Below are 25,290 nucleotides of genomic sequence, written 5' to 3'. Positions count from 1 at the left end.
GTCCGGGCCTCCGGACAGCTGACGTTCAGGGTGGACTGAGCGACGTAACAAACCCGAAAGGCGCAGTATGGTCGATTGGCTGGTGAATATCCTGCAAACCTATCCGGAACTGGCTGTCTTTCTCGCCATCGGCATCGGGTTTTTGGTCGGACCAATCAAGGTCATGGGGTTCAGTCTGGGTTCGGTCACGGGCACCCTGTTGGCGGCCGTCGTGATCGGGCAGGCACAGATCAGTATCGATTCAGCGGTGAAGTCCACCTTCTTCATCCTGTTCATCTTCGCAGTTGGCTACGGCGTTGGGCCGCAGTTCATTCGCGGCCTCAAGGTTGACGGCGCGCGCGAGGTGCTTTTTGCGCTAAGTGTTTTAGCCCTGTGTCTGATCGTTCCGGTCGTGTCGGCCAAGATCGCCGGGCTCGAGCTTGGCTACGCCGCGGGCCTGTATGCCGGCTCGCAAACGATTTCTGCGGCGATCGGAGTGGCGACGGACCAGATCAACCAGTTGGGTTTGTCGGCCGAGCAGGCCAAAACCTATTCCAACCAGATCCCGGTCGCCTATGCGGTGACATATATCTACGGCACGATCGGGTCGGCTATCATTCTGGCCAAGATCGGCCCGCGCCTGATCGGTGTTGACCTGGTGGCCGCCTGCAAGGAATACGAGGCCAAGCTGAGTGGCGGCGAAGATGTCGAGACCGGAGGCGGCATCGTTTCGGCCTATCGCGCGATCGAGGCGCGCGCTTTTGAGATTCCCGAAGGCAGCGAATTGCTCGGCCAGCCCGTCAACGACCTGTTGCCCGGTGTCCGCGTCTATGCCGAACGCCTCAGCCGAGGTGGCAAGATCGTTGAGGTTGACGCGGACACGGTGCTGCAAGCGGGTGATGTCGTGATGTTCTCAGGCCGACGCGGTGATCTTGTCGGAGCGCTGGAGCCCAGCCTCAAAGAAACCGATGCGCCCGAGCTGCTGAGTATCCCATCGGAAAAACTGGACGTTTTGATCACAAGCAAGGACGTGCACGGCAAGACATTGGATGAGCTCAGCAAGATGCCTCAGGCCCGTGGCGTGTATGTGTCGAAGCTGACGCGCAATATGATTGATCTGCCGCTGCTGCCGGGCACGGTTCTGCATCGCGGTGACATTCTGACCATTCTGGGCAGCAAGCGCCATGTCGAGGCGGCCATCGCCGAAATCGGGTACGCCGACCGGCCCGTTGACACGACCGATCTGGCCTTTGTGGGCTGGGGCATTTTCATCGGGGGTGTCATCGGCACGCTTGCAATTACAATGGGCGGTTTTCCGATCAGCCTGTCTACCACTGGTGGCGCGTTGCTGGCCGGGCTGCTGCTGGGGTGGCTGCGCACCGTTCACCCGACCTTCGGTCGCATTCCCGCACCGTCGCTGTGGTTGATGAATACGCTGGGCCTGAATGTCTTCATTGCGGTCATCGGGATATCGGCCGGGCCCGGTTTCGTGGCCGGTTTGCAGCAGGCGGGTATCGCGCTGTTGTTATGGGGTATTGTGGCCACGTCTTTGCCGATGATTTTCTCGGTTTATGTCGGGCATTACATATTCAAGTTTCATCCCGCCATCCTGTTTGGCGCCTGCGCGGGCGCCCGGACCACGACGGCTGCGCTCGGCATGATCCAGGAGGCCGCGCAAAGCCGGATTCCAGCCCTGGGCTACGGCATGCCCTACGCGATCGGAAACACACTGCTGACGATATTTGGGATGGTCGTCGTTTTGATCCTGAGTTGATTTGGAAAGGTCTTGAGACATGGACAGATTGAAGCTGCACGATTACGAAGCCCTCAGCCCCTTTCAGATCAAGGACGAGTTGATCAAGCTGGCCTCGGTCGAGGCGCGTAAATCCAACAGCGCCTTTTTGAATGCCGGCCGGGGCAATCCCAATTGGGTCGCCACCCGCCCGCGTGAAGCGTTCTTTGCGCTTGGCCAGTTTGCGGTGACCGAGTCGCGCCGCGTCATGAATCATCCGGCGGGTCTGGGGGGGATGCCGGCAATGGCAGGTTGCCATGACCGTCTGTTGGAGTGGGGCCGGGCCAATTCCGAGATGCCGGGCGCCGACACGCTTTTGGATGTGGTCGACCACGCCATCCGGGCCTTTGGTTTCGACGCTGACGAATTCGTGCACGAACTGACGGACTCGATCATCGGCGACAACTACCCTGTTCCCGACCGTATTCTTAAGCACAACGCCGCCATCGCCCACGAATACCTGATGTGGGCCATGTGTGCCGGGCACCGTCCCGATGCGCAGTTCGACCTGTTTGCGGTGGAAGGCGGCACGGCGGCCATGTGCTATATCTTCAAATCGCTCAAGGCCAACCGGCTGTTGAACCCGGGCGACACGATCGCCCTGTGCACGCCGATCTTCACGCCCTACCTCGAAATGCCCGAACTTGAGGATTACAGCCTCGAGTCCGTTCACGTGGAAACAGACGAGGAAGATGGGTTCCAACTGACCGATGCTGCAGTCGAAAAGCTGAAGGACCCCAAGGTCAAGGCCTTCTTTCTGGTCAATCCGGGCAATCCGTCGTCGGTGGCCCTTAACGATGCTTCTCTGCGCAAACTCGCGGATTTGGTCGAGAACCACAGGCCGGACCTGATTATCCTGACCGATGATGTGTACGGCACTTTCGTACATGATTTCACCTCGGTCATGGGCTACATGCCCCGCAACACGATCGGTGTTTATTCCTATTCGAAATATTTCGGCTGCACCGGTTGGCGGCTCGGCGTGATCGCCGTCGCGCAGGATAATATCTTCGACGAAAAGCTCGCCGCGCACCCGGCCGAGATCAAGCAGAAGCTCGAGAAGCGTTACGGCACGCTCAGCCTGCACCCCAGCGAGATCAAATTCGTCGACAGGCTGGTGGCCGACAGCCGGGATGTGGCTCTGAACCACACTGCCGGATTGTCCCTGCCGCAGCAGGTCATGATGACGTTGTTCTCGCTCTGCGAGCTGGTCGACACAAAGAAAGCCTATCAGACCGCCTGTATCGAACTGGTGCATCGACGGTTCCACCTGCTGACCGAAGCATTGGGGATCGAGGTCCAGCCGGGCGATCACTACGATGCCTACTACGGCATCATCGACTTCGAATTCTGGCTGCGAAAATACGTCGGCGAAGAGGTCGTGGACTGGATCAAGAAGAACGTCCACCCGTTGGACATCGCGTTCAAACTGGCCGAGGACTATGGGATCGTGCTGCTGAACGGCAGCGGTTTCGATGCGCCGAACTGGTCCGCGCGAGTATCTTTCGCCAATTTGCCGGATGAGGCATACACCCAGATCGGTCGCGCTGTCCGTTCGGTCGCGCGCGGTTATGTGCAGGCCTATCGGGCGGCGAACAAGAAGCCACTTCACGGTTGAATCGCCGTTAGCGGTCACGGTCATTTTCTGCGCCTGTGACATCGCGGATGTTGCGTTTTTTGGCTTTATTGATAAACCCGGGTAAATCTGAATCATCGGGAAAAATTATCTATAAAATGTCGGCTACATCGAACACCTGGACCCGCGAAACCGCTCAGGCCATCTATGACCTGCCGCTGATGGATCTTCTGTATCGGGCGCAGACCGTACATCGCGAGAATTTTGACCCCAACAAGGTGCAGATGTCGCGGCTTCTGTCTATCAAGACCGGCGGCTGCGCCGAGGATTGCGCCTATTGCTCGCAATCCGCGCGCAACGGCTCCAAGCTGAGCGCCTCGAAACTGATCGAGGTCGAGCGCGTTCTGGCCGAGGCCCGCAAGGCGCGCGAGTCCGGCTCGACCCGGTTCTGCATGGGCGCCGCCTGGCGAGAGCCGAAGGCGCGCGACATGGATGCACTGGTGGCGATGATTCAGGGCGTCAAGGAAATGGGCATGGAAACCTGTATGACGCTGGGCATGCTGGACGACACCCAGGTGGTGCAGCTGCGCGATGCCGGGCTGGATTATTACAACCACAACATCGACACGTCCGAGCGTTATTACCCCGAGGTCATCACCACCCGCACCTTCGCCGACCGGATCGACACGCTGAACCGCGTGCGCGAGGCGGGGATGAAGGTCTGCTCGGGTGGCATTCTGGGCATGGGCGAAAACGGCGAGGACCGGATCGACATGCTGGTGACGCTGGCCAACCTGCCCGAGGCGCCGGACTCGGTTCCGATCAACATGCTGATGCCGCAGGCCGACACCCCGCTGGCTGACGCCAAGCCGATCGACCCGATCGATTTCGTGCGCATCATCGCGCTGGCTCGGATCATGATGCCGAAATCCCATGTCCGCCTGTCCGCTGGCCGCAGCGACATGAGCGACGAGATGCAGGCCATGTGCTTCTTTGCCGGTGCCAACTCGATCTTTGCCGGCGACACGCTGCTGACCGCCGAAAACCCCGAGGAAAGCAAGGACGCGATCCTGTTCGCCAAGCTGGGCATCCAGCCGATGGAGGCGGAGTCCCAGGCCCGCGTGGACGCGGCCGAATGACAGCGACCGCAAGGCTGGGCAATGCGCTGAAGGTGCTGGAAACGCGCCATCGGCTGCGCAGGCTTGCGCCCCGCACGGGGCTGGATTTCGCATCCAACGACTATCTGGGTCTGGCCGGGTCCGACGTTCTGAAGCGCGCGGCGCAGGACGCGCTGGACCGGGGCGTTCCGCTGGGCTCGGGCGGGTCGCGCCTGCTGCGTGGCAACCACCCCGAGCACGAGGCGCTGGAAGCCGAAGCCGCCGCCTTTTTCGGCGCCGAGGCGGCGCTGTACATGGGCGGCGGGTTTCAGGCCAATCAAGCCATTTTCTCGACCCTGCCCGGCGCTGGGGATCTGATCCTGCATGACGAGTTGGTCCATGCCAGCGCGCATGAAGGCATGCGCCTGGGTCGGGCCGAGACCCGTGGCTTTGCGCATAACGACATTTCGGCGGCTCGCGCGGTGTTGGCCGACTGGCGTGCGCAAGGCGGCACGGGCCAGGTCTGGATCGCGGTCGAAAGCGTCTATTCGATGGAGGGCGATTTGGCCCCGTTGACCGCCTTGGCCAAGCTGGCCCGAGCCGAGCAGGCGGTTCTGGTGGTGGACGAGGCCCACGCCACGGGCGTCTTCGGCCCGAACGGGCAAGGGCTGGCCCATGGGTTGGACGCCGAGGTGTTGACCCTGCACACCTGCGGCAAGGGGCTGGGCGCCAGCGGCGGGCTGATCTGCGGACCGCGTGAAATGATCGACACCCTGATCAACCGGGCACGGCCGTTCATCTTTGCGACGGCTCCGTCGCCGTTGGACGCCGCAATCGTGCGGGGCGCGCTGCGGGCCGTGGGGCAGAACCCGGGCCTGACTTTGGCCGCGCGCGACCGGATGGCTCATACCCACGCCGAGGCCGCGCGTTTGTGCGGTCTGACCGGATTTCACAGCCAGATCATGCCCGTCATCGTGGGCGAGGACGCGGCCACGATGGATCGCGCGGCGAAACTCCAGCAGCTGGGGTTTGACGTGCGCGGCATCCGCCCGCCCACCGTGCCGCGCGGCAGCTCGCGGCTGCGGGTCTCGATCACCGGCAACGTGGACGCACAGGACATCACGGCGGTGTTTCAGGCCATCGCCGAACAACAGGCAGGACCCGCATGACCACAGTGATCGTGACCGGAACCGACACCGGCGTCGGCAAAACCGTGTTTTCCGCCGGGCTGACCGCGGCCCTTGGGGCGCAGTACTGGAAACCCGTGCAATCGGGGCTTGAGGAGGAGACCGACAGCCAGATCGTGGCGCGCCTGTCCGGCCAACCGGTCTTGCCCGAGGCCTATCTGCTGAACCTACCCGCCTCGCCGCACCTGTCGGCCGAGGCCGAGGGGGTCGAGATCGACCTCGACCGGCTGACCCTGCCGCAGACCGATCGCCCGCTGGTGGTCGAAGGGGCAGGGGGCGTCATGGTGCCGCTGACCTGGCAGGCCTATTACCTTGACCTGTTCGCCCGCTGGCAGGCGCCGGTGATCCTGGTGGCCCGGACGGCCCTGGGCACGATCAACCACACGACCCTGTCTCTGATGGCGCTGCGTGGCGCCGGTTGCCCGGTGGTCGGCGTGGCCTTTATCGGCGACCCCGAGCCCGCGGTCGAACAAACCATCATCCAGATGTCGCAGGTGCCCCACCTGGGACGCCTCGGCCGGATCGAGACTCTGACACCCGACACCCTGCTTCACGCCTTCGAGGCGATCGACATGGACACGATCCGAGGTGCCCTGTGACCCCGCTGGAATTTGACGCCCGCCACCTGTGGCACCCCTACACGAACGTGGCCGACCCGGGCCCGATGCATCTGATCGACCGGGCCGAGGGCGTGTATCTGTACCGCGAGGATGGGGTGAAGATGATCGACGCCATGTCCTCGTGGTGGTGCGCCATCCATGGGCACCGTCACCCTGCGATCACCGCCGCCATGCAGCAGCAGCTGGACCGGATGCCCCATGTCATGTTCGGCGGTCTGACCCACCGGCCCGCCATTGATTTGGGCCGCAAGATGGTGGCCCTGCTGCCCGACGGGCTGGACCGGATCTTCTATTGCGACAGCGGCTCGGTCTCGATCGAGGTGGCGATGAAGATGGCGGTGCAGTTCCAGATGGCCCATGGCCGCACCGACAAGGTCGAGTTCGCCACGATCCGCGGTGGCTATCACGGCGACACCTGGAAGGCGATGAGCGTCTGCGACCCCGTCAACGGCATGCACGGGCTGTTCCGCGGCGCGCTGTCGATCCAGCACTTTCTGCCGCGCCCGTCCGTTCGCCTGAGCTGCGATTGGCCCGAAAACCCGGCGCAGAACGGGCTCGACGCTCTGGGACAGTTGCTGCGGGACAAAGCGCACCGGCTGGCTGCGCTGGTGCTTGAACCGGTCGTGCAGGGCGCGGGCGGCATGTATTTCTATCACCCCGAGTGGCTGCGCCGGGCCAAAGCTCTGTGTCAGGCCCATGACGTTCTGGTGATCTTCGATGAAATCGCCACCGGATTCGGCCGTACCGGAGAGCTGTTTGCCACCACCCATGCGGGCGTGACGCCGGACATCATCTGCCTGGGCAAGGCGTTGACGGGGGGGCACATCTCGTTCGCCGCAACGGTAACCACCGAACAGGTCGCCCATGGCATCGGCAACAGCGAGGCTGGCGTGTTCATGCATGGGCCCACCTACATGGCCAATCCGCTGGCCTGCGCTGCCGGCATCGCCAGCCTGGGGCTGCTGGAAGACGGCGGCTGGCAGGCTCGAGTGCGGGCCATCGAGGCGCAGATGAAGGCCGAGCTGGCATCGGCGCGCGGCCTGCCCGGCGTCGCCGATGTGCGGGTGCTGGGCGCCATAGGCGTGATCGAGATGGAGCACACGGTCGATCCGCGCATCGCGCATCGGCGGGCGCCGGAAACCGGTGTCTGGCTGCGTCCCTTCGCGCGCAACATCTACTGTATGCCGCCCTATGTGATCTCGGGCGACGAGCTGAGCCGGGTGACGGCGGCCATGGTCGAACTGGCGCGGGGCGACGCATGAGGCGGCACTGGTTAACCCGTGACGGTGGAGCGCAGTTGACGCTGGTGTTCGGCGGGTGGGCGCTGGGGCCTGCGCCGTTTGCGCGCCTGACCGGGGCGGCGGACGTTCTTGTGGTTGACGACTATCGCAGCCTCGACGACGCGTTGCCCGAAACCGGCGACTATGACACGGTCCGCCTGCTGGCCTATTCCTTCGGCGTCGCGTCGGCCGCGCATTGGCTGGCGGGTCACGGGCTGACCTGTGTCCGCAAGGTTGCGGTCAACGGTACGCTGTTTCCGGCGGATGCGGACCGGGGCATCGCGCCCGAGACGGTAGCAGCCACGGCCGATGGTCTGAGCGCGGCCAGCTTTGCCCGGTTCTGCCGCCGGGCCGGGCTGGATGGCCCCGCGCCCGGGATCGGTTTCGCCGCGGCGGCCGAGGAACTGCGGGCCATCGCGGCGCGCGGACCTGCGCCCGATCCCGGGTTCGACCGGGTCTGGATTTCCGCCTCGGACCGCATCGTGCCGACGGCCGCGCAGGAAATGGCCTGGGGCCAATCGGACACCGTGCGCCGCATCCCCGGCCCGCACCAGCCTTTCGCGGCGGGGCAGACCTGGGCGGAGTGGTTCGCATGAACGCCATGCCGACGGACCGCATCCGGCGCAGTTTCAGCCGCAGCTTCGGCAGCTATCACTGCGCCGCTGGCCCGCAGGCCCGGATCGCCCGCGCGTTGGCGCAGCGGCTGGTCGATCTCGGGGCACCCCGCCAGTTTGGCACCCTGTTCGAAATCGGCTGCGGCACCGGCCATCTGACCGAGGCGCTGCACCAGCAGTTTTCGTTCACCCGGTCCACGCTCAACGACCTGATGGCCGAGGCCCGGGACACCGCGCGGCGATGGGGCGCGGATTTCCTGCAAGGCGATATCCGAAATGTGACATGGCCTGCGCTGCCCGACCTGATCGCCTCGGCCTCGACGGTCCAATGGCTGGACGATCCGGCGGCGGTGGTTCGCCGCGCGATGCACGAGGTCGCACCCGAAGGCTGGGTGGCCATTTCGGGATTCGGCCCGGACCAGTACGCCGAGCTTTCCGCGCTGGGGTCGGCCGCCCGCGCGCCCGGCTTGTGCGCCCCTGATGATCTGGCCGCAGGCATCGGCCCCGAGGTTGAAATCCTTGACCTGTGGCAGGATCGGCAACCGCTGTGGTTCGACACGCCGTTGGACGTGCTGCGCCACCTGCGTGAGACCGGGGTGAACGGCCGTGCGGCGCAGGTCTGGACCCGCGCCGACCTGACCGATTTCAGCACACGCTATCGCGCCGCGTTTTCCGGCCCCGAAGGCGTGCGCCTGACCTATCACCCCGTCTGGATTATCGCCCGCAAACCCGGTTAGGGGCCAACCGGTCGCATCCGGCCCCCCTACACCTGCCCGAAAACTGGTGATAGGCCTGTGCCCAGGGGAGGATCGGCTTGGACATTTCCGAACAGCGCATCAAAGAGATGACCACCGCAGGGCTGAACCTGATCGGTCAGGCCCTGTCGATCTATGACGACAAGCTGCGCCTTGTGGTCAGCAACAAGCGCTTTCAGGAAATGTTCGACCTGCCCGAAGCCCTGGTGCAGCCCGGTGCGCTGTTCAGCGACACGATCCATTTTCTGGCCAGCCGGGGCGAATATGGCCACGATCAATCGGTCGAGGATCTGGTCAGCGTCCGGGTCGAACAGGCCTTGGCGTTCGAGCCGCACTACATGGAGCGCGTGCGCCCCAACGGACAGGTGATCTCGATTGAGGGCGCGCCGCTGCCCACCGGTGGCTGGGTTGCCGTCTATACCGACATCACCAGCACCAAGCGGGTCGAAGAGCTGCTGCGCAGCCGGTCTGAGGAGCTGTCGGACCAGTTGCTGAGCCATGCCGAAGAGCTTTCGGCGACCAACCGGCAACTGGCGGCCACGATCAGCGCGCTGGAAGAGGCCAAGCGCCAGCTGACCGAGATCGAAGCGCGCACCCGCATGACCACCGAGATGATGCCGGCCCATATCGCGCATCTGGATGCTGAGGGGCGGTACGACTATTCCAACCGGCGGCTCAGTTCGGTCCTGCCGGGGCGGCCGTCGGACATCCTGGGGCTGCACATCTCGCAGGCGCTCGGCGCGCATGCCTACGAGCGGGTCCGGCCGCATCTGCAACAGGCCTATGGCGGGCAGGCCTCGGTGTTCGAATTCACCGAGGATCAAGATTCGCGCCGTATCCGTGTTTCGTTCACGCCCGATGGCACGGGCGGCGTCTATATCATGTCGGTGGACATCACCGAGGAAACACAGGCCCGCGTGGCCCTGCAGCAGACCCGGCGCCGGGCGATGGCCGCGCAAATGACCAGCGGGCTGGCGCATGATTTCTCGAACCTGCTGACCATCATCCTGGGCATGCAGGCCAAACTGGAGAAGATGGACCTACCCGAAGACGCCGCCGAGCTTGTCGCAGCAACCCAGCAGACCGCGCGGCGCGGCGGGCAATTGCTGAACCGCATCGCCGACATGACCGGCAATCGCACTCCGCAGCCACAGGCCACCGACATGCGCGGCTTGCTTGAGGATCTGCGGGTGCTGGCCTCGCCTTCGCTTCCGCGTGGGGTGGGGCTGTCGGTGGTCAACACCCTGCCGGACGAGGCGCTGATGCTGGACCCGGGCATGGTTCAGGACGCGTTGTTGAACCTGGTGCTGAACGCCCGCGACGCCTGCGGCAGCAGCGGGCAGATTACCATCAGTGCCCATGCGATCGGCCGGATCTGGGTGGAAATCACCGTATCCGATACCGGTCCGGGGTTTTCGCCGGATGCGCTGGACAAGGCGCTGAACCCGTTCTTCACCACCAAGGGCAGCAAGGGGTCGGGGCTGGGCCTGCCGATGGTCTATGACACTGTGAAACTGGCGGGTGGAGACCTGCAGCTGCGCAACACGCCCTCGGGCGCGTCGGTCGTCCTGCGGTTGCCCTACCGGCCCGCGCCGCCCGTCCAGTCGGGCCTGGCTTTGCTGGTCGAAGACAGCGACGATCTGCGCCACCAGTTCCGCGACATGCTGGTCGATCTCGGGCTGTCGGTGATCGAGGCGACTTCGGCGGACGAGGCGCTGGCCCTGGCCACCAGCCTGGATGACATCTCGCTGATCCTGTCCGATATTCGACTGGAGGGCGCAGCCACCGGCATCGATCTGATCGAACGACTCGCTCTGCCAATTCCGGTGATCTTGATGACCTCGTTGCCCTATGATGACCCGCTGCACCGTCAGGCTCTTGCCAAGGCGCCGGTTCTGCGCAAACCCTTCACCCGCGCGCAATTGTCCGCGCTGATCCAAACCGAGGCCGCCTGATGACTCAACCCCTGGTGACCATTCTGGACGACGAACCCGAAATCCGCCGGATTCTGACTGAGGCGCTTGAGGATGCCGGGTTTAGAACGCAGAGCTTTGCCCGCGCCCGTGAATTCGAAGCTTCTCTGAAACGGGTAACGCCGGATGTCTGCCTGGTCGACCTGTCTCTGCCCGACACCGACGGGCTGGCGCTGGTGCACCGGCTGGCGCTGGAACAGGGGGCGGCGGTCATCATCATTTCGGGTCGGGCACAGGTGCAAGACCGGGTGACGGGGCTGGAGTTGGGGGCCGATGACTACATCACCAAACCCTTCGACCCGGCTGAAGTGGTGGCCCGCATCCGCGCCCGTCTGCGTGCGCCCAAGGCACAGCAACACCATTCGGATGTGGCCCGGTTCAACGGCTGGACCGCCTATTTCGATCGCTATGTGTTGGAGTCCGATACCGGCGCTGAAACGCCGTTCAGCCATGCCGAAGGCGAAGTGTTGCGGTTGTTTCTGGAAAGTCCCAAACGCTTGATCAGCCGCGCGCAGATGCAGGAAACACTGGGTGGCGCAGCCGGTGAAAGCTTTGACAGGGCGATGGACGTGCGGATTTCCCGCCTGCGCACGAAGCTTGGTGAAGACCCGAAAAACCCGCGCCTTATCAAGACGATATACGGCGCGGGGTATATCTTTCTGGGGGATGTCGCATGGGATTGACCAATTCCGCGGGCTGGATTTGACCTGCACGACGACGAACCAGACCACTGGTGACGCGGTCTTGTTTCTTGGGCTGCCTCTGGAAATCTGGCTGAAGTGACCTTAACTTCTGCCGGCTACACTTTGCGGTGCGGTATTGAAGCGCGTAACTATGGCAGCTTGCAAACTCTGCGCTGACGCGCAAGAAAGCGTCAGCTTGATTTGGAGACCCTTATGATCAGGAAAACCTGGGCCAAGTGGCGATCCGGCCATATCGGTCGGCTGGTGGGTGACAGCCTACGGGCGCAAGGCAAGAAATATGCGGTTGCCATGTTTGCCATGATGATCGTTGCCGCGACCACCGCAGGGACGGCCTGGATGATGGAAAACATCGTCGATGCCATGACGTCGCCTGACATGCGGTCTCAGGTTCATATCATCGCGTCGGCAGTAATCGTGCTGTTCCTGGTCAAGGCGCTGGCATCTTACGTCCAGTCCGTGTTTCTGGCGCGCGCCGGCAACCGCATCATCGCCGAGCAGCAGGAGAAGTTGTACAAAAAACTGCTTCGGCGTGGGGTGGATTTCTTTTCCAAAAGCGAGTCTTCAGACCTTCTGATGCGTGTGACCCGGGGCGCGGGGGCAGCGCGGACGCTGGTCGACGTGATCGTGACCACGTTCGTTCGGGATGCGCTGACGCTCGTGGGTCTCATTTTTGTGATGGTTTACCAGCAGCCTGTGCTTTCGGGGCTGTTTTTCATTGTTGGGCCGGTCGCGCTGCTGAGCGTGCGCTATCTTTTGAAAAGCGTCCGCTCGATCATGCAATCCGAGCTCAAATCACTGGCCGAAATCATCCGGGTTCTGCAGGAAACATCGGCCGGGATCAAAATCATCAAGGTCTTCGCACTCGAAGATCGAATGACCGAGCGGATGAACTCGGCCATAAGAAGCGTTGAAAAACGCTCGAACGAAATTGCCAAGCTGCAGTCCATCGCCAGCCCAATGATGGAATTTCTGGCCGGTGTAGCCGTTGCCGGCGTGTTGGTCGTCAGCACAATGGGAATTGCCGGAACTGAACCGCCGACCGCGGGTCAGCTGATGTCCTTCATCACGGCGCTTCTGATGGCCTATGAACCGGCCAAGCGGCTGTCCCGGATGCGGGTGACCATCGAATCCACGTTGGTTCCGATCGAGATGATGTTCGAACTGCTGGATCAGGAAGACCCAATGCGCGAAAGCCCGCAACCGCAAGAGCTGCGGTCCGGTCCGGGCGAGGTACGCTTGCGGAACGTCACCTTTGGCTACAGCGGCGGCATGCCGGTGATCAATGGAATGAACCTGACCTTCGAGGCTGGAAAGACAACCGCTCTGGTGGGGCAGTCGGGTGGAGGCAAGTCCACGATCTTTGGCCTCATCATGCGGTTCTACGATCCTGACCAAGGCTATGTCGAGATCGACGGACAGAATTTGCAGGATGTCAGCTTTGCCTCGTTGCGGCGCAAGATTTCTTATGTTGGCCAGGATACGTTTTTGTTCTCCGCGACGGTCATGGAAAACCTCCGATACGCCCGTCCCGATGCGACCGAGGACGAGATTCGCGATGCGGCCAAAGCCGCGCATGCGCATGACTTCATCATGTCGCTGCCCAAGGGATACGACACCGAAGTCGGAGAGAACGGTGCGTTTCTGTCGGGAGGGCAGAAACAGCGTCTGGCCATTGCCCGCGCCATTCTTCGGAAGGCTGAAATTCTGCTGCTCGACGAAGCCACCAGCGCGCTGGATGCCGAGTCCGAGGCTCTGGTGAAGCAGGCGTTGGATAAGCTGACGGAGAACGTGACCACGATCGTCATCGCTCACCGGCTGTCGACCGTGCTTGAGGCAGACAAGATCATGGTTGTTCAGGACGGTCAGGTGATCGAACAGGGCAAGTTGGATGAGTTGATGGAACAGAATGGCAGCTTCCGCCGCCTGTTTGATCAGCAATTCAAGACACCGGCCGCATAATCAATCCCGCAAAGCCTGGTTCTTTACCTTGAGAACAGGCTGGATGAGGTAGTCGAGAACGGTCTTCCGGCCGGCCAGAATGTCAACTTGTGCGATCATCCCCGGTATGATTTCTACCGCCAAGCCATCGGCGTCCAACAAGGTTCCGCTGGTTCGGATTTCGACCACGAAGACTTCCTCGTCCTGCCGCTCTGACCGTGTAATCGTATCCGCACCGATGCGAACAATTTCGCCATCCAGCGCGCCGTATCTGGCAAAATCATATGCGGTGATCTTGACCTTGACCTGCTGACCCGCGCGCAGGAATGCGATGTCGTCAGGACGGACGTAGGCTTCGACCAGCAGGTTGTCGTCCAGCGGAACGATTTCGACCAGATCCTCGCCGCTGCGAGCCAAACCGCCCAAAGTCGTGCGGTGGATTCGGTTTACGATGCCCCGGACTGGCGCACGAACCTGCGCGCGCGCCGCGCGGTTCTCCAACGCGGGCAGGGCGGGCTCAAGCGCAGCAAGCTGTGCAGTGGCAATGGCAAGATCGGTCAGTGCCGCGCTGCGAAACCGGCTTTTGGTAGCCGTGATGCGGTCATCGATTTCACTCAGCCCGGTTTCCAGACGGTTTGCAGCGGCCTCGGCCCTTACCTTGCGCCCCTTCCATTCCGCCTCGCTGCGTCGCAGGGCCAGCAGAGTTGTCGCAGGTTCCATCTTGCGGCGGACCAGAGGCTCCATCAAAGCGCGCTCTTCGGACAGGACCTTGAGTGTTTCTTCTGCAGTGACCTGGTCCACCAACCCCTCTTCCAATTCGCGCTGCCTCTGCTCACGTTGGCGTTCCAGAATGGCGATCTCGTCGGCCAACTCCGATTTTCGGCCGAGATAAAGAGCCGTTTCCGAGCGAACGACGTCCGGTGCTTGTTGCACAAGCTCGGGCTCAAACCGCAAATCGGATCCGTCAATTTCGGCCTGCAATCGCTTAATACGCGACCTTAGTCCCAATGCCCGTTGCCGCTCTGTGTCCAACTCGCTGCCGACTTGTGTCGCGTCCAATTCCATCAGCAAAGCGTTCTTGTCGACGATTTGACCCTCTTGAACATGAACAGCTTGAAGAACCCCAGGTTCGGTTGCTTCGATCACCTGAACGTCGCCTGACGGTACGACGCGACCGTCCGCGCGGACCACGTCGTCCAGTTCGGTGACGAAAGCCCAGACGCCGGCCGTCAGCATGCAGCCCATTATGGCCAGCAGCAATACCGAACCGCGAAACCCCGAGCCGCCGTTCATCTCGCGGGCCAATGTTGCAAGGTCAGGATGCCGCGACATTCATGTGCCCCCGCGCGTCTTTGGCTCGTTTGGTGAGAACTGACTTGACGGCGTCAACGCCCACTTTGCCGTTTTCGATCACGATGACCCGGTCGACCAGTTCCAGCAGACTGGCCCGATGGGTAACGATGACCATAGTCGTGTCCGCAGCCGCTGCCTTCAGCTGCTGAATGATGTTTGCCTCGTTCTTGAGATCCATCGCGCTGGTGGGTTCGTCCAGCAACAGGACGGGCGGCTGCCCGATCAGTGCCCGGGCTAGGGCGATGGTCTGACGTTGCCCGCCCGAGAGCCCCTCGCCACGTTCGGCCAGCATAAGATCGTACCCGCTGGGATGCCGCGATACAAAGTGTTCGACGCCGGAAATGCGCCCGGCCCGGATTAGATCTTCGTCGCGCGGGCGGACCGCGCCGGCCATAATGTTTTCGCGGACCGAGCCCGAAAACAGCCAAATATCCTGCAGGACCGACCCAATGTTGCGCCGAAGGTCCCCTGGATCAATCTGGCGGATGTCAATCCCATCCAAAAGAACCGAACCGACACGGGGCTGGTACAATCCCAGAAGCAGTCGTGCGATGGTGCTTTTTCCTGATCCGATCCGCCCAAGAATCGCAACTTTTTCCCCCGGTTTGATGTCGAAGGACACGCCTTTCAGTGTGTCCTCATCGTGGTCTGGGTAGGCGAAATACACGTTGTTGAACGTGATACGCCCTTTGAAGTTGGAGCGGCTGATCCAGGTGCGCCCCGATGGCCGCTCACTGTCAGCTTGCATCATTGCGTCAAGATTCCTGTAAGCACTGCGCGCTTGGTTGAACCGAGTCAGGGTTTGTGACAGCTGGCCAAGGGGTGCCAAAGCCCGTCCGGTCAGCATCACTGAGGCGACCAAAGCGCCCATGCTGGTCAGGCCGTCCGCTATCAGAAAAACACCATAAAACACGATCAAGACCTGGGCCGCCTGCTGAGTGAAACCGGTCAGGTTCAAGGCGAATTGAGTGATGGCACGCGACCGAACACTGTTGCCGGATTGTCGTTCGATCGCCTCTTCCCAGCGTCGCCGCATAGTACCGGCCGCAGTGGTCGTCTTGATCGTTTCCAGACCGGCCAGAGTTTCGATCAGCACGGATTGCTTTGACTGGCCATCAAAAAAACTGCGTTCCGCCAAGCGGGACAAGAGCGGCTGAATGGCGAGCCCGGCGACCAGCACGACTGGTACGGCGAGAGCTGGGATCAGAACCAGCGGTCCGCCGACCATGTAGATCGTAAGCAAAAACAGACCGATGAACGGCAAATCAACCACCATGACCAGCGTAGCCGACGTGAAGAACTCGCGGAGTGTTTCGAACTCACGCACCGTGTTCGCCATGGCGCCGGTTGATCCGGTTCGGGACTTCATCTGGATATTCAGAAGTTGATCGAAAACACGCCGACCCATCAACATGTCCGCATTCTGTCCTGCCCGGTCGATGAAACTGGCGCGCAGGATCTTCAGCACAAAATCAAAAAACAGCGCGATGCCGACACCGATGGTCAATGCGACCAGAGATTCCACGGCTTCATTTGGCAGAACCCGGTCATAAACGGTCATGATGAAAACCGAGGTTGAAAGCCCCAGAATATTCGTCAGAGCCGCGGCCAGAGCAACCTGCAAGTACGACCACCGATTGGCCACAAGCGCTGATCGGAACCAGTGACGGCTTGGTTGGCTTGGGTTGTTTTTGATTTCCGCGGAGTATGCTCGACGAAACAACATCGCATAGCCGGAATAGACGGCGTCGAGCTGGCATTCATCCATCTCACCAATGCTGTCTCCAAGCTCTGGGTCGTGGATCAACAGACGGCCAGACTTCGAACGGCCATGGTAGACCACGGCCCGCTGGTCCTCGAGCAACAGTATCGCCGGTGCGAGGCTGGGATCAAACTCCGACAGCCGGCGCGGCCCGAAGCCCGCCTGCAATCCGTGGTCATGGGCCAGTGCGATCGCGTCCTGCACCTTCAACCCACCAGAGACCGAGGATTGGGCCGCCAAAAGGCTGGCTTTGGTCAATGGCCGGCCAAGCTCTGCCGCCACATGCAGCAGACATTCCTCAAAGTTGGTGAGGGGCAGGGATGTAGGAGGCTGGCTGCGTTGGGTCATGGTCAGTTGCCCCATGTTCTGAGCTGGATGCCGAGCAGATCAATGATGTCGCCCGTAAGGCTGAGCGCGGCATAGTTCGTTAGGAAGAAATTCTGCTCCGCCAGGATCAGTCGCTCTTGGGCGTTCACAAAATCGCGCTGCGCGTCCAGTATTTCGATTAGGCTGCTGCGCCCGATCTGGAATTGCTCTTGAGTGGCGGCAACGCTGTCGGCATTTGCGGCAACTGCGATGCGGGCCTCGCGCAGACGCTGGGCGCCGGCCTTTTGGGCGGATCGAATGAAACCTAGCTCGCGCTGGATTTCCCGAACAAGAACCTCACGGGCATATTCCGCTTGTTTGACCCGCGCTTCGGCGGCGGCAATTGCAGCCCGCCGTTGACCGGTGCTGTCCAGCTCGTAGTTTACCGAGAGGTCTACGCCGAAATTAGCGTCCCTGCTGTCGTCCTGGTTGGCAAATGCCGAAACCCGCACGTCCGGCTGACGCCTCGCAGTTGCGGCAGAGCGGTCTGCCTGTGCCGCCAGAACCGCAGCGTCTGCGCGTCGAACCTGCGGGCTGTCCATCACGATGACGGCGTCGCTTCTCGACAGGTTGGGCGCTGGGACAGGGGGATCCAGTTTGCCTGGTGGGGTACCGAACACCTCTTGGAATCGCGCATTGGCACGATCAGCCTGAGCCCGGGCATCCGCCAACTTGGTCCTGGCATCCGCGACCCGAGAACGCGCCGTCAGAACGTCGGCAGCGGAACCGGCCCCTTGCGCGGCGCGGTCGGAGATCTGCTTCTCGATCTCCTCATGGAGGCGGACGTTTTTCCAAGCGATTTCAACGATTTTCCGCCGGTCGATGACCAACACATAGGTTTCAATTGCGGCAAGGGCCGTCGCGGCTGCGGTTTGAAGCTGATCGCCGCGGCTTTCGAGGACACGGGCCCGCGCCGCTGCCAAGTCTCCGGCGGCAGCTCCCCCGTCGTATACAAGCTGTGATACCCGCAGATATGGCGATACATCCGCAATATCCGAGTCCACCCGTTCCGATCGGGCATTCACGCCAAGTGACACCTGCGGAAGAAAGGCTCCTTTTGCCGCGTCCATATCGGCAAAGGCGGCGTCAACGCCGGTCTCGCTCTGCGCCAGGTTCGGGCTGGTTTCTACCGCGCGCCGTATTCTCTGGCCGAATGAACTGCGAGTCAGATGACCCGACGGCTTTGTCGCGCCAGCGCCCGTTGATCCTTCTGAAAAAGCCATCTCAATCGGGGCAAGATCCGGAACCGGCTCACAAGCCGCAGTGAGCACGGCCACCGAACCGACCAGTAGAGGTAAGATGAGTCGATCAAAGGTAGGCATATTTGGCCTCCGCGTCCGACAAGTCTCGTTCCGCGGCAATGGCATCCAAGAACCTCATAAGGTCGGGGTCCCTGCCGTTTGCAGGAGTGCTGATCACCTTGGGAGAATGCGTCTGGCAGTGGTGCATCCACAGAAGATGGTTGAGCGAGACTTGATGAGCGTAAATCAACTGCATCGCTCCGCTAGATTGCAGAACCGCTGTCTGCGCCGGTCCAAGTTGGTTGAAGCGTCGAAAGTCCACGCTCATCCAACCGTCGAGCAACTCCGCATCCCGAAAACGGGTCAATTCGACGAATAGGCCCAATTCCTTTATCAGCGCGCAGGCACGTCGGGTTGCGTTGCGATCGGCCAGAAAGCTCTTGAAGAAGCCCTTCAGCGTTTCCAGTTCAGAGGAGATCGAGCCGTCCTTTGCAAAGAACGGGCTGCCGGATTGGTCACAGGACACGAGTCCGGTGGTTTCATCTACAACAAGCTTGCCTGAGTTGGTGCGCGATCCATCTTCGCCACCGACCATTTCGATTGAGAACGGATGGCATCTCAGCAAGGAAGGAACATAGGTGGCCCGCCAGCGTCCTTGGTACGAAACAAATGGTGTTTCCGGAGAAGCTGCGGTCGCCAGAATTGCATGTGGCGATACCCCGCCCCCAGAGGATCGAAACGCAATTGGAAATGAGGCGGCTGCTTCTGAGACTTCCGCACTTACGATCTCGCACTCCAATCTGCAGCGCGCGAAATCGTAGGATGTAAATCTGTGCCACGAGCGATCGGAATGTCTGTCGAGAGTGACGGGTACTGGGCCGTTCTTTGCCATTGAGGTCTCCGCTGGTCCGTTAAGAAAGGGCCGGGGCGGCCCCACCTTTTCATGTTTGTCAGGATCAACTTGACGCGCCTGTCGGATCGGTATGCAGTATGTTGTCGCTGCTCAGACCGCTCAGATCACCCAGGCCGTCAAACTGCGCGACCGTGCTGACCGTGGCAGAGGTTGGGGCGGAATAGTCCACCTTGACCAGCACACTGTCAGTTCCATCGCTGGCCAGCAGATAGATCTCATCTCCGGCTTGAGCCCCAGTAAGCGTTTCGGCAGCGGCTTCCAGAGTATCGGTTGTCAGATCGGTGAGTGTGGTTGTCAGCCCTACAAAACCTGTGTCGGTCGCGATCATGTCGCCAATCGCCAGTGTTTCGACACCTGTTCCATCACCGCGAAGCGATGAGACATCCAACTCGCTGAACATAATGGCGTCGGCCATGTCGGCTGCAGGCCCCAGGGTGAAACCCGTTACGATGTCGGTGCCGTTGGCCGTCGGGTCCGCTTCGAAAACGATAAGATCTCGGCCAGCGCCGGCCAGATCGATCACATCGTCGCCGTCCCCACCGCGGATGACATCGTCGATACCCGTGGCCGCCAATGTGTCTGCGCCGTCTGTTCCCAATACCCAATGGGTCGGGCCACCGTCGGGCGTGTTGATCGTCAGCTCGATCAGCTTCGTCGGGTCCAGCACCGTCATCGTGAAAGTCACGACAGGCTGGGTCAGGTCGCTGAAGCTTGTCGCAGCTCCGCCAAAACTGATTTCCGCCGCCCCGTTCGGGTTTGCCAGAAACAGATCAAAATCGGTGTTTTCGACCTCGGATCCCGTGTCATAGGTCACGACCGCGGGGTCAAAACCCAAGTTGGCCGTGAAAGCCAACCCACTGGATATGTCTCGGTCCGCATCGGCATGTATTTCGAAAGTTATCGTCGACCCGCTGCGACCTGCCTCGGAGATGAAATAGGCCGCTGGAACGTGAGCCGTCGCCACGTCTGTCGCGGGTAGGGGGTTCGGTCCTCCGGCAACCGTCGCTGAAACCGAAAAATCCAAAAGGTCACCCGCCGTTGTGCCCGAAAACGCCGTGGCAGGTACGTTCAGGCTCCACGTGCCGTTGGCCGCGACCGTGGCTGTGCCGACAGCGACCGAGTTCAGCATCACCTCAACGGTTTGTCCCGCGCCGAGACCTATGGATGAACCGCTGACCGTCAGGCCGCTGGATTGCGCGTCACTCAGCGAAACCGCGTCGTTGGTTCCGACCTCATTCAAGGTCAGGATGGGTCGGTAGTCGGTGGTCACCGAGGCCGCCGCCTGAGAAGCGGGGTTGCCAGCCATGTCCGAAACCGATCCGGTGATAGAATAGGTTGTTCCGTCGGAAAGCGCGTTCAGATCAGCTCTAGGAATGGTGGTCGACCAGACCCCACCCGAAGCGGTGGCTGTATAGGTCTGCCCGTTCAGCCCGACAGTAATGGTTTGCCCATCTTCGGCTGTCGTTGTCCCCGATACTGTCAGGTCGCTGTCCTTCTCGGTGACGTCTAGAACCGATCCAGTTCCCAGGGGGTTCAGTGAGATGGTCGGGGCGCTGAAATCGGTGTTGAACCCAGTCGAAGTCGTCTGTGCATTTCCGGCTGCGTCGCTGACTGACGCGGAAATCGTGTAGGATTCGGCATCTTGCAGGCCGCTCAGGTCGAGGGGTGAAGCGGTGTAGATCCACGCGCCACTCGTCACTGTAGCGGTGCCTGAGACATCCACAGTCCCGTCCGCTCGTTGAACCTGGATCGAAACGATCGTGCCATCAGGCGCGTCGGAAATGCCATAGACCGTCATTCCGCCGGATTGCTCTGCCAGGTTCATGGTGCCCCCGGCCGATACCGTCGAGATTGACAGAGTGGGGGCCGTAAAGTCCGTGTCGAAGCTGCCAGTGGCTTGTGCGGCCGGGTTCCCAGCAAGGTCCGAAACATCGGCGGTCACGGTGACGGTGGCACCGTCGGAGAGGCCGGCCAGATCGGCTGCGGGAACGCTGACACTCCAGTTTCCACCTGAAACGGTGGCGCTGTAGGTTTGGCCGTTCATTCCTATGGTCACGGCCTGGCCGTCTTCGGCGGTCGTCGTTCCGGATATACTGAGGTTGGTTCCCTGTTCGACCGCGTTCATGACCACGCCGTGCGAAAACGTGTCGATGCTGATCGTTGGGGCGGTCGCGTCTTTGGAAACTCCTGCACTCGCCTGCGGGGCCACGAGGCCATCAGCATCCGTCACGTCGGCGGTGATGGTGAAAGTTGCGCCGTCGGTCAGGGCAATCAAATCCGCACTCGGCACGGTCACGCTCCACGTCCCTCCGGACACAAGACCCGTGTATGTCTGACCGTCCAAAGTTACGGTGACTGTCTGGCCATCGGTGACATTTCCGGTCGTGCCGCTGATCGTCAGATCCGCCCCGACTTCGGCTGCGTTCAACACCGCACCGACGGATAGATGCGAAATCGAGATGGACGGTCCGCTCAGATCCACGGGTACCGAAACCGCAGCAGGCGTGGCCGGGTTTCCGGCGGCATCGCTGATCGCGGCACTGATGCTGATCGGGCTACCACTGACCAGAACGCCGAGGTCGGCTGCGGGAACTGTCACATTCCAAACACCGCCTGAATCGATGCCGCTGTAAGTCTGGCCATTGAAGGTCAGCACAATCGGTTGGCCATCTTCGCCGGTCGTCGTGCCGGTAATCGTCAGGTCCGATCCGACGTCTACAAGATCAATCTGGCCGCCTGCGACAGGGTCTATTGTTATGGCTGGGGCGGAAAAGTCAGTATCAAAGCTGTTGGTGGCTTGCGCCGCTGGATTGCCTGCCCGATCCACCACATCAGCGGTCACATTGACGGTCGCGCCATCGGGAAGAGACGCCAGATCGGCGGCCGGAACCGTGACGCTCCAAGTGCCGCCGGACACTGTTGCGGTATAGATCTGACCGTTCAACCCCACAGTCACCATCTGACCGTTTTCCGCATCGGTCATACCACTGATTTCCAGATCTGACGCGCTCTCGGCCGCATTCATGACCGCCCCGTGGGAAAATCCTGTTACCGCGATGTTCGGAGCGATGGTGTCGATGTTGTACGTGGCTGTTTCGACAGCGATCTCACTTCCGGCTCCATCCAGGTGTCGGATCGTCACGGATGTGACCCCCTGAGGCAAACCTGCCGCCTCGACTTGGCTCAGCGAAACGCTCCAACTGCCGTCAGGCCCCGCTGATACGGTTTTGGTGACCGACCCGATGGTTACCTCGACCGAAACGGTGCCATCAGGTGCTGTGGCCTTGGCGGTGGTGCTATTGAGCGAATTTCCCTGCAACTGTGACAGGTTCAGACTGGGCGGGCGTGGCGATTCCGCGGGCGTCGCGGCATCTTCGCCGCCACCGCCGCCAGCGGCGGCCGCACCGGCCAGACCCAAACCACCCAGCACCGCGCCTGCGGCTCCCATGCCGCCACCACCAGCTGCCGCTGCCCCGGCGGCTTCAGCGGCCACTGCAAGCTGCGCGACTTCAACGGCCACGTCTTCGGCAATCATGATCGAACCGTTGTCCAGAACGTGCACGTTTTCCGCGGAAACTAGGACTGTGCGACCGTCCAAAAGCTTCAGTTGGACGTCACCGTTGGGCAGCAGTTTGACCGACTGGACACCGGGCAGGACATCGGCAAACTGAAATGTGCTCAACTCCTCCTCAGTGGCTTGGGCCAGCGCCGGCAAGGCCAGAAGGGCAGAGGCCAAACCACCGCCGACGCCCGATCCGGCCCATCGGCGCAGACGCGCTTTGACCCATTTGCGGACATGCTTCTCATGCCCTGCATCTGGTGAGTCCTTCTGGATGGAGACTTCGTGCGAAACAGGTTTCATCGTCATCATGTCCTCACAATTGGTGGCCGCGGATACCCGCGCGGCAAGACCGAAGAAGCCAAGTTCTGTTCTTCTTTCCTGCTGCCGAGGTTTTCATGCGGTCGGACCTTGAAAAATTGAGTTAATCTGGAGCCAAATTCCTCGTTTTCACCACAATTTCGTTCTCGTCTCTGCCTTGGCACCGCGTCACCCTTGAAAGGACTGCCAGCGATGGCATTGGGGGTGATCTGAGTTGATGCTTCAGTTCGAAAGAGTGGTTGCAACGGGGAGTCCGGCGCTCGATTCAGGTATCGGCGATACGGCTTTAAAAACGTTTAACGGTGTTACGTATCTGTACAGCACGACCCGGGCTGGCGGCGGCATCGTGGTCTGGCAGCTTGTGGATGGTGGGGCTCCGCAATTCCACGACGATCAGTATTTCAGCGGCACTATATCGTTGCAGGTCGGCAGCCTTGGTGCTCTGGTCGTATTGGGCGCAAGCGACCTGTTGGCACTGGACGTCGACAACGCCTCAGGCCTTGTCGGGTACGAGTTGAATACGGATGGCACGATCGGGGCGCTGCAGGAAACGGCGGCGATTCCCGGAGGCGGTGATGTCACCGCATTGGTCCAGTACTCTGTGGGGGCGGTCGACTACCTGGCGGTGGCCCATCAGGACAGTGAGCTCATCGGCACCTACGTGGTGAACTCGAATGGTTCGCTCAGTCATGTGGGCTCGGTCGCGGGTAATGCCGGGGCGATGCAGACCGCGGCGGTGGGCGGCAACCAGTATGTCGTCACCGCCAATGCCACCGACAATGCGATCCGGGTGTTCAGCGCCGATCAAGGAAGCGGGACGCTGATCGAAGTGGACAACACGACGACCCAAACGCTTGGGATCAGTTCTCCGACAACGCTGGAGACGGTTGATGCGTATGGACACAGCTGGGTTCTAGTGGCCGGGTCCAGCAGCAACTCCATCAGTGTGATAGAGCTGCGCGCAGACGGAACACTGGTTCCAAAGGATCATGCGTTGGACACGTTGGGTACCCGTTTTGGCGCAGTTCAGGACATGAAGGTCGTCGAAGTCGATGGACGTGTCTTTGTCGTTGCCGGCGGCGGAGACAACGGAGTGACCCTGCTGACAATGACCCCTGATGGCAAGCTGATCTACCTGGACAGCTTTGCTGATACCGTGGATAGCGGTATTCAGAATGTTGAGACCATCGAGGTGGCCCATGTTGGCGGCGACCTTCAGATCTTTGTGGCATCGCAGCAGGATGCAGGGCTAACCCAGCTGACAGTGTCTTTGGACTCCTTGGGCAATGTCATCGAGGGGAATGGAATCGTAACCGGAACCGCTCAGGACGACATGCTGAGCGCAGGCGTCCTGGACACTGATTTGCAGGGCGGTGCCGGTGACGACATTCTGATTGCCGGTCGCAGTGAAACCACCATGCAGGGCGGTTCCGGCGCGGACATCTTCGTTATGCGGTTCGGCAGTGGATTGACGACGATCACGGATTTCGAGGCCGGAACTGATCGGTTGGATCTGTTCGACTACCCGATGTTGCGCAACCCCGGCCAGCTGACCGTGACGTCAACGGCACAAGGGGCTCGGATTGAGTTCATGGATGAAACCGTTGAGTTATTTTCGACCGACGGTGGCACACTCACCAGCGCCGAAATTTTCGGGTCCGGTTTTGAGGGGCCGGATCATATCCCCGTTGACTTTGGCGTGCTCACGGGGCCCGAGGCCTCGGCCGGTGTGACGGGTCCAATCACGGTAGAGTCTTCCGGTTCAAACCCCGCGCTGAGCGATGCTGAGATCGTGTTCACGCCAGTTGGAAACAGCCCGATATCGGTACAGGCCGACGATCAGGGCCAATTCGATCTTGATTTGCCATCAGGTTCGTTGCCGGGTCATGTGGACATCATCAAGTCCTATTCAAATGCCAGCGGAGAGATCACGGCCCTCGATGCGCTGCAGGTTTTGCGGATAGCGGTCGGTTTGGGACCAACCTGGGGACCTGCAGCCCCCGAAAACCTCATCGCGGCCGATATCACCCAGGATGGCACCGTCAATGCACTGGATGCCCTGGCGATCCTGCAGATTGCCGTTGGGTTGCCCACCGCACATGAGCCGGAATGGGTCTACCTGGACCAGACCGCCGATCTTTCCTCAATCACACCCACGAATGTCGACTATCAAACCGGCGCTGCGGTTACCGCCATGGATGGGGTGTTCAGTGTGGACATGACGTCAATCCTGCTTGGGAATCTCGAGGCGGTGTAAGCT

17 protein-coding genes are annotated in these 25,290 nt (G+C 61.3%); 12 read left to right on the top strand and 5 right to left on the bottom strand.

Annotated elements, in window-relative coordinates:
- The first annotated feature begins 67 nt into the window (after positions 1-67).
- The 11 genes from aspT (at position 68) to ACR0EF_RS13565 (ending at position 13,536) form a co-directional block, all read left to right on the top strand.
- Positions 68-1,753: an aspartate-alanine antiporter gene (gene aspT / locus ACR0EF_RS13615; RefSeq protein WP_170372778.1), complete on the top strand. Its 1,686-nt coding sequence runs from the start codon at positions 68-70 to the stop codon at positions 1,751-1,753.
- A 19-nt stretch (positions 1,754-1,772) separates the two neighbouring features.
- Positions 1,773-3,389, top strand: a complete 1,617-nt coding sequence (locus tag ACR0EF_RS13610; RefSeq protein ID WP_170372779.1) for a bifunctional aspartate transaminase/aspartate 4-decarboxylase — start codon at positions 1,773-1,775, stop codon at positions 3,387-3,389.
- Positions 3,390-3,505: 116 nt separating this feature from the next.
- Positions 3,506-4,486, top strand: a complete 981-nt coding sequence (bioB, locus tag ACR0EF_RS13605; protein WP_170367362.1) for a biotin synthase BioB — start codon at positions 3,506-3,508, stop codon at positions 4,484-4,486.
- Entirely contained in the window at positions 4,483-5,613 is a 1,131-nt protein-coding gene (locus ACR0EF_RS13600) for an 8-amino-7-oxononanoate synthase (protein WP_170372033.1), read from the top strand. Before bioB ends, ACR0EF_RS13600 begins: the two co-directional genes overlap by 4 nt.
- Entirely contained in the window at positions 5,610-6,230 is a 621-nt protein-coding gene (gene bioD, locus ACR0EF_RS13595; protein ID WP_170372035.1) for a dethiobiotin synthase, read from the top strand. The genes ACR0EF_RS13600 and bioD overlap by 4 nt, the downstream gene beginning before the upstream one ends.
- Complete coding sequence (gene bioA, locus ACR0EF_RS13590; protein WP_170372781.1) at positions 6,227-7,513, top strand: adenosylmethionine--8-amino-7-oxononanoate transaminase; 1,287 nt, start codon at positions 6,227-6,229, stop codon at positions 7,511-7,513. The genes bioD and bioA overlap by 4 nt, the downstream gene beginning before the upstream one ends.
- Positions 7,510-8,127, top strand: coding sequence for a pimeloyl-ACP methyl esterase BioG family protein (locus tag ACR0EF_RS13585; RefSeq protein ID WP_170372783.1), 618 nt, complete (start codon positions 7,510-7,512; stop codon positions 8,125-8,127). Before bioA ends, ACR0EF_RS13585 begins: the two co-directional genes overlap by 4 nt.
- Positions 8,124-8,882, top strand: a complete 759-nt coding sequence (locus ACR0EF_RS13580) for a methyltransferase domain-containing protein (RefSeq protein WP_170372041.1) — start codon at positions 8,124-8,126, stop codon at positions 8,880-8,882. Before ACR0EF_RS13585 ends, ACR0EF_RS13580 begins: the two co-directional genes overlap by 4 nt.
- Positions 8,883-8,989: 107 nt before the next feature.
- Positions 8,990-10,855 (top strand): PAS-domain containing protein, encoded by a 1,866-nt coding sequence (locus ACR0EF_RS13575; RefSeq protein WP_437342712.1) that lies wholly within the window; start codon positions 8,990-8,992, stop codon positions 10,853-10,855.
- On the top strand, positions 10,855-11,556 hold the full coding sequence (locus ACR0EF_RS13570; protein WP_170341365.1) for a response regulator transcription factor: 702 nt from the start codon (positions 10,855-10,857) through the stop codon (positions 11,554-11,556). Before ACR0EF_RS13575 ends, ACR0EF_RS13570 begins: the two co-directional genes overlap by 1 nt.
- 213 nt (positions 11,557-11,769) lie before the next feature.
- Positions 11,770-13,536 carry an ABC transporter ATP-binding protein gene (locus ACR0EF_RS13565; protein ID WP_170365910.1) on the top strand — a complete coding sequence of 589 codons (1,767 nt, stop codon included), beginning with the start codon at positions 11,770-11,772 and terminating at the stop codon, positions 13,534-13,536.
- On the opposite strand, the gene ACR0EF_RS13560 is transcribed toward ACR0EF_RS13565, so the two are convergent.
- From ACR0EF_RS13560 to ACR0EF_RS13540, 5 genes are all read right to left on the bottom strand, one after another.
- Positions 13,537-14,847, bottom strand: a complete 1,311-nt coding sequence (locus ACR0EF_RS13560) for an HlyD family type I secretion periplasmic adaptor subunit (protein WP_170372045.1) — start codon at positions 14,845-14,847, stop codon at positions 13,537-13,539. It abuts the gene before it with no gap.
- On the bottom strand, positions 14,831-16,993 hold the full coding sequence (locus ACR0EF_RS13555; protein ID WP_254438869.1) for a type I secretion system permease/ATPase: 2,163 nt from the start codon (positions 16,991-16,993) through the stop codon (positions 14,831-14,833). Before ACR0EF_RS13555 ends, ACR0EF_RS13560 begins: the two co-directional genes overlap by 17 nt.
- The gene (locus ACR0EF_RS13550; protein WP_170372786.1) at positions 16,981-18,219 is read right to left on the bottom strand and encodes a TolC family protein; all 1,239 of its coding nucleotides are present in this window, start codon (positions 18,217-18,219) and stop codon (positions 16,981-16,983) included. The genes ACR0EF_RS13555 and ACR0EF_RS13550 overlap by 13 nt, the downstream gene beginning before the upstream one ends.
- Positions 18,220-18,304: 85 nt before the next feature.
- Positions 18,305-19,129 (bottom strand): SapC family protein, encoded by an 825-nt coding sequence (locus ACR0EF_RS13545; RefSeq protein ID WP_170341376.1) that lies wholly within the window; start codon positions 19,127-19,129, stop codon positions 18,305-18,307.
- Between the two features lie 64 nt (positions 19,130-19,193).
- Positions 19,194-23,012: an Ig-like domain-containing protein gene (locus ACR0EF_RS13540; RefSeq protein ID WP_254438870.1), complete on the bottom strand. Its 3,819-nt coding sequence runs from the start codon at positions 23,010-23,012 to the stop codon at positions 19,194-19,196.
- A 235-nt stretch (positions 23,013-23,247) separates the two neighbouring features.
- On the opposite strand from ACR0EF_RS13540, the gene ACR0EF_RS13535 reads away from it, so the two are divergent.
- The gene (locus ACR0EF_RS13535) at positions 23,248-25,287 is read left to right on the top strand and encodes a dockerin type I domain-containing protein (protein WP_254433983.1); all 2,040 of its coding nucleotides are present in this window, start codon (positions 23,248-23,250) and stop codon (positions 25,285-25,287) included.
- Positions 25,288-25,290 lie beyond the last annotated feature (3 nt).

Source organism: Ruegeria sp. CG8 (assembly GCF_056537165.1).
The sequence above is the reverse complement of the archived record's forward strand: the minus strand, read 5'-3'. Positions and strand labels throughout refer to the sequence as shown.

Coding starts and splice junctions, on each gene's coding strand:
- aspT (WP_170372778.1), top strand. CDS start 68: ATGGTCGATTGGCTGGTGAATATCCTGCAAACCTATCCGGAACTGGCT.
- ACR0EF_RS13610 (WP_170372779.1), top strand. CDS start 1,773: ATGGACAGATTGAAGCTGCACGATTACGAAGCCCTCAGCCCCTTTCAG.
- bioB (WP_170367362.1), top strand. CDS start 3,506: ATGTCGGCTACATCGAACACCTGGACCCGCGAAACCGCTCAGGCCATC.
- ACR0EF_RS13600 (WP_170372033.1), top strand. CDS start 4,483: ATGACAGCGACCGCAAGGCTGGGCAATGCGCTGAAGGTGCTGGAAACG.
- bioD (WP_170372035.1), top strand. CDS start 5,610: ATGACCACAGTGATCGTGACCGGAACCGACACCGGCGTCGGCAAAACC.
- ACR0EF_RS13585 (WP_170372783.1), top strand. CDS start 7,510: ATGAGGCGGCACTGGTTAACCCGTGACGGTGGAGCGCAGTTGACGCTG.
- ACR0EF_RS13580 (WP_170372041.1), top strand. CDS start 8,124: ATGAACGCCATGCCGACGGACCGCATCCGGCGCAGTTTCAGCCGCAGC.
- ACR0EF_RS13575 (WP_437342712.1), top strand. CDS start 8,990: ATGACCACCGCAGGGCTGAACCTGATCGGTCAGGCCCTGTCGATCTAT.
- ACR0EF_RS13570 (WP_170341365.1), top strand. CDS start 10,855: ATGACTCAACCCCTGGTGACCATTCTGGACGACGAACCCGAAATCCGC.
- ACR0EF_RS13565 (WP_170365910.1), top strand. CDS start 11,770: ATGATCAGGAAAACCTGGGCCAAGTGGCGATCCGGCCATATCGGTCGG.
- ACR0EF_RS13560 (WP_170372045.1), bottom strand. CDS start 14,847: ATGTCGCGGCATCCTGACCTTGCAACATTGGCCCGCGAGATGAACGGC.
- ACR0EF_RS13555 (WP_254438869.1), bottom strand. CDS start 16,993: ATGGGGCAACTGACCATGACCCAACGCAGCCAGCCTCCTACATCCCTG.
- ACR0EF_RS13550 (WP_170372786.1), bottom strand. CDS start 18,219: ATGGCTTTTTCAGAAGGATCAACGGGCGCTGGCGCGACAAAGCCGTCG.
- ACR0EF_RS13545 (WP_170341376.1), bottom strand. CDS start 19,129: ATGGCAAAGAACGGCCCAGTACCCGTCACTCTCGACAGACATTCCGAT.
- ACR0EF_RS13540 (WP_254438870.1), bottom strand. CDS start 23,012: ATGAAACCTGTTTCGCACGAAGTCTCCATCCAGAAGGACTCACCAGAT.
- ACR0EF_RS13535 (WP_254433983.1), top strand. CDS start 23,248: ATGCTTCAGTTCGAAAGAGTGGTTGCAACGGGGAGTCCGGCGCTCGAT.